The sequence below is a fragment of the Rhizobium sophoriradicis genome (assembly GCF_003939025.1).
GTDB lineage: Bacteria > Pseudomonadota > Alphaproteobacteria > Rhizobiales > Rhizobiaceae > Rhizobium > Rhizobium sophoriradicis.
In genome coordinates this window covers 1-11968 of record NZ_RQIH01000038.1, presented here as the reverse complement: position 1 = coordinate 11968, position 11968 = coordinate 1, and the positions used below count along the sequence as shown (strand labels likewise).

Here is an 11968-nt window from a genome sequence, read left to right as displayed (position 1 = left end):
GCTTTTCTAAACTCAAGCAGTTCAGAAGGGTCGCGACGCGCTTCGAGAAAACCGCCGAAAACTACCTCGCCGTCGTCACTATCGCGGCGACAATGCTATGGATCAGATAACTGTCCACACGACCTAAGCATGGTGGCATGATTGTATCTGCAAACATCCGACTGATTCGAATTGCCTTCAAATGACTGATTTTAGCTCTTTCAAACTTCTTCATCTCAGCGATCTGCACGCTGGAATGCACTCACAGAAGTTGCTTTGGCCGAACGTGAAAGAGGTTTTCTTTGAAGACCTCAAAACGCTGGCGATCGGTACAGGCCCCTGGGACGCCGTATTGTTTAGCGGCGACTTCGCACAAAAGGGCGCTAAGGACGAATTTGACGAGGTCGTCTCCCGTTTGCAGGAACTCTGGGGACACTTCAAAAAGATGGGGTTCCGACCGTCCCTCATCTGCATTCCTGGCAATCACGACATCGAAAGGCCAGATGGAAAATCACCGACCGTCAAGGTCTTGAAGCGATGGTTCGAAAACAGTGACATCTGGGAGGATTTTTTTTCCGAACCGGTCGACCCCTATCGGCGAACCGTGGTGGAATCTTTAAGTAACTACAATCGTTTCATCTCGGAGCTCGCATCAACCGGAATTCCTTTGCTGAATAGCGTTAGCGGCCTCATGCCTGGGGACCAGCTATTGGCGGTTCGCAATGACAAGGTCTCCTTGGGCGTACTCGGTCTCAATTCCACCTGGTTGCAACTCTCCGGAGACGATTACAAAGGAAAACTCGCCCTTGACCATCGGCAGGTTCATGCCCTGAGCCCCTCCTTGGGCAACTGGTGCGGCGAAAATCACTTCAACATCGTCGTAACCCACCACCCGCTCGATTGGCTCCATCAGGAGCATGTCAGGACCTGGAACAGTGAAATCAGCCCGCCGGGACGCTTTGATCTACACCTCTTCGGCCACATGCACGAGCCGTTCTCGGAGACAGTCGGTATCAGCGGCGCGCTCGCAAGAGCGTCGATGCAGGCGCCGTCGCTTTTCGGGATGGAAACCTTTAGCGACAACAAGGCGGCGCGTATCCATGGCTATAACCTGTTGTCCTTCGAAGCTTCCAATGAAGGTCGCCAGATCCGGATTTGGCCGCGACGACTGCTGACCCATAAAAGTGGGCAGCACCGCTTCGTGGCCGAAACGGAATTTTTGCTGGAGGACGACAAGTTCTTTCGGATTCCACTTGCGCCGCGAACGGTTTCCGCGGTCCTTTCCGCCGAAACCGCCCCCTCAACTGAAACGTTCGAGGCGGAAAGCGAGCAACAGACCGGGCGGGACGTCCTGGCGCCCTTGAATTACCATCTGACCACCTCGCAGTCTCATCTGCGGGTACGCTTAGGCGAGCAACAACAATGCGCAGAGCACCTTGATGGTGAGCGCGCCCTGTGGCTCACGTCCGAATGGGGTTTAGGAAGCGATGAATTCATTGCCAGCGTCCTATCACGATCGGCCTCGTTTCCACGGGTCTACAGACTGGATGCGAGCGAATATTCCAACAAGGACGAATATAGTGCTGCCGTTGCCAGAAAGCTCGGTTGCAGTTTCGCCGGATTTTGCGATGCCTTGGAGACTGAGGCTTCGCTTCTGATACTGGACGACATTACCACGGGCATCGACCCGTCCCCCGGCACCTTGACCATCGAACAGGACATTGAAAGCTTCGTCAACGTCATCAGAGACGCTTGCCCAAAGCTCCGAATCGTCCTGCGTGCGCTTCGCAAACCGTCAGGCAACACTTTACCATTGCTGGTCCTAGCGCCTTTGGACGAGGCAGACGTCAAGCTCTACGTCGGCGATCACGAACGCGGCGACAGCAAGCTCACAACGATCGAAGCAATCGCTATCCTCTTTCGACACACGGACGGCTATCCAAGCCGGCTCGAAGCGCGCTTGAAGGAACTGGCCGTCGTGTCGCTTGAGGAGCTTTCCAGCGGTGATGGTGACGCGGCGAGCGGCGACAAGGGTCATGCCGACGCGCCTGCTGCCCTAAAATATGTTCTCGGCGAACTTTCATCAGCGACTGAGAAAGCAAGCAGGCGCATGTTCGACATGCTTCAGACTTTGATCGTTTTTCCGCAGGGAGCGGAATTCGGCCGGATCAAGCGTTTCAACGGAGTGCACCCTTTCCATCCCTCGGATGCACTGGGCCTCATGGATAGGGCGTTGATCACGGTTTCCGAGACACCGGACATGGGCGGCCCTGATGGATCGGCCAGCCAGAAAATTCTGGTTGTGCCCAGGCCCATTCGCGATTATTTGCGCACCCAGTTGGCCGAAGAGAGGCTTGATAGCCTCAATATGCGAGCCGCCGCTCTGCTTTTCGGGCCTGACTGGATGGCAGGCTCCAAGGATTGGCCGACACATCTCGACTATTCAAGCTCCAAGTGCGGAAATGCCGACATTGCCAATGCAAGCGCACTGCTCATTCGGCTGTTCAGAATCCATCGTGAGCGGCCCCAATCCCGCGAATCCATAGCGATTGTGTCGTTGGCAGCGAGCTTTGCAGCCGCGTTGTCTTCCGGAGCACATTTCACCAGCTGTGCCAATTTCTGTCGCGACTTTATCGCACTGATGGGGCCGGATGATAATGAGGAGAAGCGCGCGCATCTCATCCGCCAGCAGGCCTATGCCATGCGCATGCTCGGCGAAAGCGAGCGTGCAAAGGAACTCTATGAGGAGATCGAGGACTTTCCGTTCACGAAGGATACCCGTCAGCACCTGTTGATCGAACTGGCTCTTTGTTACAAGGCAAGCGACGGCCCAAGGGCAATGCGCTATGCAGGTGAGGCCTTGAAGATCAATCGCCACAATAGTCTCGGATTCCAGGCACAATCGATCATCGCGGAACAGGCACTCGCCGATCACGAGCGGACCAGAAAACTGATCGAGCTTGAGAAGGCGGCACGACGAAAGCGATTTTTCATCGTCGCAGACAACATCGCCCTGATATTGGCAGAGCAAACCGAAAGCGATGACGAGGCATCCGCCCTGCTGGCCAATGTTCTTGGACGACGGGGGGATAGTTTTTACAATCAAGGCCGGGCTGTTCTCGAACTCGCTGAGCGAAAGATCGACGCCGGCACGCCGCTGTCGCATCAGGAGGTCACCCAGCTCATCGGGTGCTACCAATTTCTCCTGAATGAACGGGTGCCCTGGATGCTGAACAAGTGTCATAAGCTACTATGGCACGTGTTCTCCGAACGCCGCGACTGGTTTAATCTGCTGACACTTTTCCGGTACAGTTCGATGATCTGGCGATTGCGTGGCGAAGAGTATCGAGAGGAGGACTACCTCATGGGTTTACGCCGTATTCTCGAAGGGGCACCGGTCGCCCACGTGCGGCAACACAAAGTTTCACATTACTATTATGCGAGATTGGATCATCACAGCGTCACGCCGAAAATCGCCTCGGTGCGTAAGAGGATTAGAAAATCGATAGCGTAGTGAAAAGGCAGTCACGACCAGCGGGTCGGAGTTGAAGGGCTCGTAAACGAGTTCACGTCGCAGAGATTCTGGTATACGCCTCGTTGAAATATCGGGTTTCGGGAGACGACATCGCGAGCCTGGTCGAGGTCCAATAGAGGGCTATTTTATGAATTGGAGGGCCTCAGCACCCCATCGTGTAGGTCAAGGATCGTAGTCAGCATTGTTTAATGCACGCTACAACACGGCAAAGGGATCGAAATTTTGCAACGTATTTGACAGATCGGGCTCACCTTGGGATCGTGGGCTCGATCCCCTTCACAGCAACCAATTTCAGCTATTCTCATCTTCTCAAACCATCCCATTGGCCACCGGCTTGGCCAGCTTCCTCAGTGATTGGGTGGGGAGTCCACGTACAGTTCAAAGGCCGGCGCGATTTCAGAATGATTGACTTATTTGAGCCTAGGCTGCCTGACGAAAAACTCGATAAGAGCTCCCGTGATGTTCATTCGTGTCGAGATTTCACCCAACTTTGCATTCATCGCGACCCTGCGTAGACGTCGATATCGCAAATTCGGCAATGCGTTCTCAGTCACTGAGCAGATCAGCCTCAAATGCAAGTCCAGGTCAAAAGCGTTGTCAAACTGAACACCTCTGGCGCCTTGCAGCAGTTCAGGGCATCCTATGATGGCTGAAATTGAGTTCATGGCAGTTGGAGGAATGCCGATGCGCTGCTTTACCGTGCTTGGACCCTCGCAGACCGGAAAATCGACAGTCGTGGAAAAGCTCGGCTCGCTGGAGGGGACGCCGAGAAAATCCAGCTCCCCTTACGGATTGAACCTCACAGAGTTCACCTTCGGAAACGAGGCGTGGTGTGCACTGGATGCGCCAGGACCCAACGAAGCGTTGGCGCATGCGCAGCACGCGCTTCTTGCCAGCGACGCCTGCATATTGTGCGTTTCATCGGCACCCGAAGAGGCCGTGCTCGCGGCGCCCTATCTCAGGATAATCGAAGCCTCGGGCACACCTTGCATCCTCTTCGTCAACCGGATGGACGAACCGAGGGGGCGGTTGAGGGACGTGATCGCCGCGCTTCAGGACTACGCCGGCCACACCCTTTTGCTTCGCCAGATCCCGATCCGTGAGGGGGACAGGATCATCGGCAGTTGCGATCTGATTTCGGAACGGGCGTGGCGCTACCGGGAGGGCCAGCCTTCGGCGCTGATCGCAATCCCCGAAAGCACGGCCGAACGCGAGCACGAAGCGCGCACCGAGCTCCTGGAACACCTGTCCGAATTTGATGACTGGCTTCTCGAGGAACTGATCGAGGACCGCGAGCCATCCAGCGACGCGCTCTATGCCATTTCATCCCGGGTTCTCAGGGAAAACAGAATTATCCCGGTCCTCATCGGTGCTGCAAGCCACGGCAACGGCATGATGAGGCTGATGAAGGCGCTGCGCCACGAGGCGCCGCCGGTCGGGATTCTCAGGCAGCGTCTCGCTCAAACGGGAGCTGTCGAAGAAGGCAAGCTGGTGGCCGTGAGCTTCCATGCCTATCATCGCCAGAATGTCGGCAAGACGGTGCTCGTGCGCGCGCTTGGCGAGGGCCTGCGGCAAGGCGCATCGCTGGGCGGCTCCGGCCTCGGCGCCGTGCAAAACCTCGCAAATGGGCGGTCCAATTCGGCGGTTCTGCCGGCGCCGGGAGATGTCTTCGCGACGGTCAAATCCGACCACCTGCCCGTCCCTTCGCTGTTGGCCTCCGGCGCGGTGGTCGCCCCGCCCGAGTGGACGGAACCACCCACGCCGATGCTTGAAAGGATCCTGGTTCCGGGCAGCGAGCGCGATGAAAACAAACTTTCCGAAACGCTGGCGAAACTTTCCGAGACGGATCGTGGCCTGAAAGTCTTGCAGGAGGAAGGCACGGGCGCTCAACTCGTCCGCGCCCAGGGGCCGGTGCATCTGCGTGATCTCTGCCGAACGCTGGCCGAAGTCTTTCACATCTCCGTGACCGAGCGGACGCCCAGCCCGATCTACCGCGAGACGATCGCCAAACCATCGGAGGTTCATTACCGCCATCGCAAACAGACCGGCGGCGCCGGGCAGTTCGCGGATGTGAAGTTGAGCATTCACCCCAACGCGCGCGGCCAGGGCTTCACCTTCGGCGAAACCGTCAAGGGCGGCGCCGTTCCGCGCAACTACTTCCCCGCCGTCGAAGCGGGTGCGCGCGAAGCGATGGAGAAAGGACCGCTAGGCTTCGAAGTCATCGATGTCGGCGTAACGCTGTTGGATGGTCAGCACCATGCCGTCGACAGTTCGGAACACGCCTTCCGGACTGCGTCGAAAATGGGGGTGCGACAGGCGCTTTCCGAAGGATCGCCCGTCTTGATGCAGCCGATATTCCGTACGGAGTTCCACATCCCGTCGGTCTATTCCGGCAGCCTTGTCCAGATCGTCGCCGCGCTCAACGGCCAGGTTCTCGGCTTCGACCGTGATGAAACCGCCAAGGGATGGGACATCTTCCGGGCGCTCGTTCCGGGCGGCGCACTTGAAGATCTGGCGCGGGCGCTGCGCTCGGCGACGCAAGGCATTGGTTATTTTTCCAAGACCTTCGATCACTTCGAGGAACTATACGGCAAGGAAGCGGACGCCATCCTGAGGGCAAAGGAGAAAGCAGGCACCGCACACTGAAATGTTGGCGGCACTTCAAGGCGCCCAAGCACGGTCGGATCGAACCGAGCTCAATGGGGCGGCCGCAGCATCGGCACGAGCGTCGGCGATGACCCGGCCAGGATCGCGCCGAGCGGTTCGAAACCGTAGCGCCGGTAGAACGGAATGTTGCGCGGGTTCGAGGATTCCAAATAGGCTGGCGCGTGATCGCGATCGCACCTTGCGAGTGCGTACACCATCAAGGCGTCCCCGTGACCTTCGCCTTGATGCGCCGGGTCGACGCCGATCAGGGGCAGGTACCAATGTGGTTCCGTCGGGTGGTACGTGGCCATCTGCTCGAATATGACCGTGGTTTCGGGGGCGAGAGAGGGCGCAACGGTGCTTTCGAGCACCGCACCAAGTCCTTCCTCGTCAGAATGCACCCCGGGCGGCAGCCACAGCGCCGTTCCGGCGTAACCGTCGGTGCAAAAGGCGCTTCCGTTGGCGAAGGCGCTGCTCCCGAACGCCCGGATCATTCGCGGCATGGCCGCAAGGTATTGGCGTGCATTGGGCCAGGTCCATCGCGCCATAGGATCGGCTGCAAACGCCAGCAAGACCGTTTCGACCGCAAGATCTTCCTCGGCCGCGGCCATAAATCTCACTGTTGGGCTCACACTGGCCTCCTAAGTTAGGTGGTCGGACTAGGCGCCTACACCCGTTCTCAGCCACGCATCGTAACCCAGATGGCGTGGGAGCGACACCGGTTGCTGCCGGCTCAGCGGTTCCGGCTTCGCTTCGGTCCATTCTGGCCTTCGACAGGAGCGAAGAAGTTGTGGAATGCCTGTTCAAGCTCAATTCGGAACAGATGACGGCTCTCACTGCCGACGGCCCCGAATATCCCGAGGATCCAATTCGAGGATCGATCTCGCTCCAGACCTACATAGGCAAGCTCGTCGCGGCTCATCGTGACGCGTCCTGATGGTCGAGCAAGTTCGAAAAATCTACCGTCTCAACGTCGCTAGTCCAGCACCTCTTGGAACATATCGGCCGCGACGCGGGCCCTTCAAAAGGAAGGAACTCCCATCGAATTGGCAAGTTTCACCATCAGCGCCCTCAGTCCCGGCTGAGACGCTTCGGTGACCGCAGCGTCAAGCGGGAACCAGGCCTTCTTGCGGATCGTTTTCTCCGGATAGTCGTCCGAAATACCCGTCACCTCGAGAAGGTGAACGGCGACATGGTAGCGATGCGGGGTGCTGTCCTTCCGGTAGGTAAAAGAGCCAAATACCGCTCTGTCGACACTGCCGATGACGCCTGCTTCTTCGAACGACTCGCGGCTCGCGGTGCGGTCGCTGCTCTCGCCGGCGCCGAGGTGTCCTTTCGGCACGCCCCATCTGCCGTTCCGACGACTCCCGACCATGAGCACTTCAAGTCGTCCGTCGTCGGCTCTGCGATAACAGATCGCGCCCGCCTGCGCAATTTCGCGGGCGAGATCGCCGCTCGGGGACTTATTGTCGTTTGCGAGCATAGCCGTTTTAGATTTCTTTCTATTTCATCAGGTCGCAGTAACACCGTACTATGACAGTCAGATCCGCGTTGGAAGTCCGTCGTCAAGCAGGAGGAGTTCATCATGTCGTCAGAAACCGAAATCAAACTTGATCTGTCACATGAAGCCTTCGATGCCTTGATTGGTTCCGATCTCCTGGGCGAACCCGCTGAGGTTGTCCAGCAAAGCTCTGTTTACTTCGATGCCGCCGACCGCAGGCTTTGGAACAATGGCTACACCCTTCGCATACGGAAGGTAGAGACCGCGAGAACGCAAACGGTAAAGGTTACTGGCCCCAGTCGTGCACTTTTTGCCAGATCGGAATGGGAGACCCCCGTCGAAAACGACGAACCCGTCCTCGACCACACAAGCCCGCTTTTGGCAGAGTTTGGTGGCGAGCTGAAGCTTGTACCTCTGTTCGACGCGGTCTGCGAAAGACGGGTCTGGAAGGTGGAAGAAAATGGTTCTCGGATCGAGGTCGCCGTCGATGCCGGACAAGCTGTTTCAGGGGACCGGCTCTCTCCTTTCCTCGAAGCTGAGATCGAGCTGAAGGACGGCAGCTCCAACGACTTGTTCGTGTTCGCCAGAAAAATCGACGCAGTCGCCGGGTTCAGGATCGGCGTCCGGTCGAAGGCAGAGCGAGGCTTCGGCCTGATCGAGGCGCAGAAGACAGCGTACAAGTCGGAGCCTGTGGATCTTGATCGGAATATGGATGCCGCCGTGGCCTTTCGAGCCATCTCGCTGTCGTGTTTCCGCCAGTTCCGATTGAATGAAGAGGTTCTCCTTCATCGGCGCAACCCGGAGGCGCTTCATCAAGCGCGGGTGGCGCTGCGGCGTCTCCGTTCGGCTTTTTCGCTGTTCAAGCCAATCATTCCCGGAAACGAGCCGCTGCGGCTGAAGGATGAGCTGCGCTGGCTAGCAGTCGTACTCGGCGAGGCGCGCAACGTCGACGTCCTTCTGACGAAAGCGACGGACCCTGATCTCGTGTTCAAGCTCAAGTCGGCTCGGGAAAGTGTTTACCGCGACGCTATCGATGCTCTGAATTGTTCGCGGTCTCGGACCTTGATGCTCGACCTGTTCGATTGGCTGGAGTGCGGCGACTACCTTCCTAGCAACGGCGCGGCGTCAGTGGCGATTCCCAGCGCTCGGGGCTTTGCAGAACGTGTATTGGACAAGCAGCGGAAGCGGCTGAAGAGGGACGGCGGCTCCTTGGCGACGCTTGACGACGACCACAGACACGAGGTTCGCAAGGATGCGAAGAGATTCAGATACGCCGCCGAGTTTTTCGCCTCACTCTTCGACGACGCGCGGGGCGTCCGTCGTCATAAGAAATTTCTTGCGGCCATGGAAGCGCTTCAGGACGATCTGGGTGCATTGAACGACCTGGTAACCGGCCCGGAGGTTCTGGACAAGCACGGTCTGTCCGGACATCCGGCGAAAGATTCGGTCATTTCCCATGCGGACAAGGAAGCCCTGATCGAACGAGCGCAAGCATCTCTCGATGACGTTCTCGACAGCGAGCGTTTCTGGCGATAGCAGCATGCATCTTCGATAGCTCGCGCGCCCCAAGAACGCTTTAAGGTGAGTGATTACTGGGCTTAATCCTTAAGGCGGTCCATATTGCGAGACCAAGGGAAAGAAATCACCGGTTTCTGCGCAACGGGCGTATGTTCGCTTGGTGCTTCCTGTTCAGCAGATCCGGCATCGCGCAGTGCCTCGCGAAGAGCCTGACCTTGCGGATGATCGCCGAAGTGCTCCAGAAAGCTCGAAATCGGCCATCTCGTCTCAGTGCCGCCGGAGGCGTCGTTGGCGCGATGGATCACGATATGCTGGTCCGCAGTTCCGTTATGTCCGAGATACCATTTGTCTCCGTTTGTGCTCGCTGCAAATTCCTTTCGTGCTTCTCGCATTTCAGCCTCCTCTGATGGTGCCCATTATTGTGCCGTTTCCCGGCGCACTGTTGCCGATTTATGGTTTCGGCAAGTGCAGCAACGGGCTTGAGTGAACGGCTTGGTCGCTCTGCCGGGCTACCCCGATGATATAAAGCAGCAGGTTCATCTGTTGGGGGCATTCCGACGCCGTGTCACTGAGTTGCAGGCAGTTCATGGCACGGAGCGTCGATGACTTCCTGCGCCGCCGATGCTTGCGCGAGGGCGATGAGTGTCTGTTCAGGCGCCGGGGGCGCCTTAACCACAACAGCTGAACGGATCCCCTGGATCGACTTGCGATTTTTTTCGAACTCCGCGGATGATTTCGAGGACAGTGGTGTTTTTCCAAAGTGCCGGCTGAGTTCGATGGAAAGGGCGGCAGGCGAGGTCATTCCATCATTATAAAGATTGAACAGCAATTTGACGGCGATGTTGTAATATTTCGGATCTGCGAGGCTACTTGTGGAATCGTATCCGGCGTCGTCGAGGACGCCTTGCAATACAGCCAGGTCAGAGGTCCGCACAGATATGTGGAGATTGGAAGACATGCTGTCCTCCTTCAATTTGGGGCGAAGGCAACAACCGACCTCCACGCAGTAGCGCCCTGAGAAACAGCTACTGAAGACCTACCATGCGCCTAATCAACACGGCTGGCAAACTGTATATTCCGGGGGGCAGCAAAAAGCGGTCAGGCCTGTGAGTGTTCGCGCCTCCGCCATTCCCGCCCGAGCCACCCATCACTGTGCATTGCGCCTGAATATGCACGCACCACTTCTGCAAAGCGGGCGAGGGCGAGGTTCTTCTAGGAAAGATTAAGAACGAACTAAAGGAAAATGCAGCCACTGTTTGACATGAGGTGCTGTCGAGGCGGATCATCCTTCATTGGATCAAAGCTCGTGCATCAGCTTCGCTATACTCTTGCGGTCGAAAGGTATGTCGCGACCGTGAGCGCGGATGCGTAGAACTATCTCGAGCGGGATAGGGGACAATGCCTTCAGGTAATCGACAGCATCTCGCATGGTCGGGAAGGTCTTTTCCTCAGTGAAGAATTCATCCCGAACGAATGTAACGGTGGTTTCACTCAAATGGCAGCATTATTGCTGTGAAGAAGCAGCGGGTGCAGGCGTCGGATTGCTGTCCGTCGGAGCCGTCGGTTTCACTGGTGCCGGTGCTGGCTCAGAAGCGGTGGTGGAAATAGTCGTCTGCGGGTCAGTATCCGGCGCGTCTAGCTACTCGGTGATTGCGAACCCAGCCGCGGCGACGAGCGCGATCATGGCCTCGCTAAATCGCTTCGCGGCGTCATCAATTTTTCTTGTCCGCAGGCGGGTGCACAGCTCGTGTGGCGCCTCCTTCGTTCTCCCATGATGCCAAAGCCTCAGGGTCGGCATGCAGCTTCCGCCGTCTCGAAGAGGGGTAGGCGGGCGTCAGGATCGTCGCCGCCCTGATGCGTCTTATCACCATCGCCTCTTCGTGATGGTCGCCATTTTCTGAAGCCGCGAGATCTGTCGTCGCGTCGTCCGCTCGCTTGAGGACGGACCGCAGCCGCCAATTCTCGTCGCGTTTCGCAGCAGTTCCAGTTGTGATGATTACTACCATAACCATCCTCTCAAAATTAAACTAATGATGACGGCGAAGCTCGCCAGGATGGAAGCCCTGAATAAGAAGTCACCGTAAGCCACGATATGAGAAGAGCGCTTGAAGGTGGAAGACATCTTGTCCTCCTTTGATTGGGGCGAAGGGAGCCACCCCTTGATCGGCAGCGCCCGTTTCATTGGCTGCCGATATGCGAATATGCGCCTCCATTGCGCTTTATCCAAGGCAAAAGCGACGAACGCTGTGCCAGGCGCCCTATAATGTTCCGTCCTGGGGCCACTCGGTCACGGGGCGAGAGGGGCGGGCTCTGTCTCGGCTCGTTCGGCGACGGCAAACCAAGCCGGCGGCCGCGATGATACGGGAGCCGCGAAATGAATCCCACTGTCGCCGCCTGCGTGCTATAGTCTCTCATGACCTATTCCCTGCAGGACTTGGAAGTCGCGCGCCGGCGAGTGATCAAGGACCGGCAGATGATTTGCGCGCAGCAGAGCCTGATCGACGGAATGCGGGCGCGAGGCGAACCCTCGGGGCTGGCCAGCGAAAGGCTGGTCAAATTGACAGAGGATTTGCGCAGCCATTGCTTCCATCAGGATCTGATTCAGGCGTCGATCCGATTGGAGCGCTGAGCCAGCCGCCGCCCACGGGGGGCGGTCGGCGGGTCTAGGCGGTGTGGACTCTTGGGATTCCCAAGGCTGAGCAAATCAGATTCAAGACTGTCTTTTGGAGGCAGTCATGGGTGTTTTGGATCGTCTGATCCTTCGGGACGAGCAGTGGGAGCGGATATCG

The 11968-nt window shown here is 57.6% G+C and carries 9 protein-coding genes and 1 pseudogene; 5 read left to right on the top strand and 5 right to left on the bottom strand.

From position 1 onward, the window contains the following. From EFR00_RS32325 to EFR00_RS32315, 3 genes and pseudogenes are all read left to right on the top strand, one after another. Positions 1-110: pseudogene (locus EFR00_RS32325) on the top strand (IS5/IS1182 family transposase); the annotation flags it as partial. A 71-nt stretch (positions 111-181) separates the two neighbouring features. After that, positions 182-3493, top strand: coding sequence for a metallophosphoesterase (locus EFR00_RS32320; protein ID WP_077990381.1), 3312 nt, complete (start codon positions 182-184; stop codon positions 3491-3493). Positions 3494-4198: 705 nt separating this feature from the next. Further along, positions 4199-6160, top strand: a complete 1962-nt coding sequence (locus tag EFR00_RS32315; RefSeq protein ID WP_077990380.1) for an elongation factor G — start codon at positions 4199-4201, stop codon at positions 6158-6160. Positions 6161-6210: 50 nt separating this feature from the next. Here EFR00_RS32315 and EFR00_RS32310 read toward each other — a convergent pair whose 3' ends face one another. The 3 genes from EFR00_RS32310 to EFR00_RS32300 all read right to left on the bottom strand — a co-directional run bounded on the left by EFR00_RS32310 (position 6211) and on the right by EFR00_RS32300 (position 7643). Continuing rightward, a complete protein-coding gene (locus tag EFR00_RS32310; protein ID WP_009993901.1) occupies positions 6211-6771 on the bottom strand; it encodes a GNAT family N-acetyltransferase in 561 nt (186 codons plus the stop codon). 122 nt (positions 6772-6893) lie between these two features. Further along, entirely contained in the window at positions 6894-7082 is a 189-nt protein-coding gene (locus EFR00_RS33255) for a hypothetical protein (protein WP_167482312.1), read from the bottom strand. 99 nt (positions 7083-7181) lie between these two features. Further along, positions 7182-7643, bottom strand: a complete 462-nt coding sequence (locus tag EFR00_RS32300; RefSeq protein WP_077990378.1) for an NUDIX hydrolase — start codon at positions 7641-7643, stop codon at positions 7182-7184. 102 nt (positions 7644-7745) lie between these two features. Between EFR00_RS32300 and EFR00_RS32295 the strand changes: the two genes are divergently transcribed. Next, entirely contained in the window at positions 7746-9197 is a 1452-nt protein-coding gene (locus EFR00_RS32295; RefSeq protein WP_077990376.1) for a CYTH and CHAD domain-containing protein, read from the top strand. 62 nt (positions 9198-9259) lie between these two features. Here EFR00_RS32295 and EFR00_RS32290 read toward each other — a convergent pair whose 3' ends face one another. Both EFR00_RS32290 and EFR00_RS32285 read right to left on the bottom strand, forming a co-directional pair. Beyond that, positions 9260-9571 (bottom strand): hypothetical protein, encoded by a 312-nt coding sequence (locus EFR00_RS32290; protein WP_077990374.1) that lies wholly within the window; start codon positions 9569-9571, stop codon positions 9260-9262. A gap of 173 nt (positions 9572-9744) precedes the next feature. Next, positions 9745-10137, bottom strand: a complete 393-nt coding sequence (locus EFR00_RS32285; RefSeq protein WP_009994560.1) for a hypothetical protein — start codon at positions 10135-10137, stop codon at positions 9745-9747. A 1455-nt stretch (positions 10138-11592) separates the two neighbouring features. Between EFR00_RS32285 and EFR00_RS32270 the strand changes: the two genes are divergently transcribed. Then, positions 11593-11808 (top strand): hypothetical protein, encoded by a 216-nt coding sequence (locus tag EFR00_RS32270; protein WP_077990367.1) that lies wholly within the window; start codon positions 11593-11595, stop codon positions 11806-11808. Positions 11809-11968 lie beyond the last annotated feature (160 nt).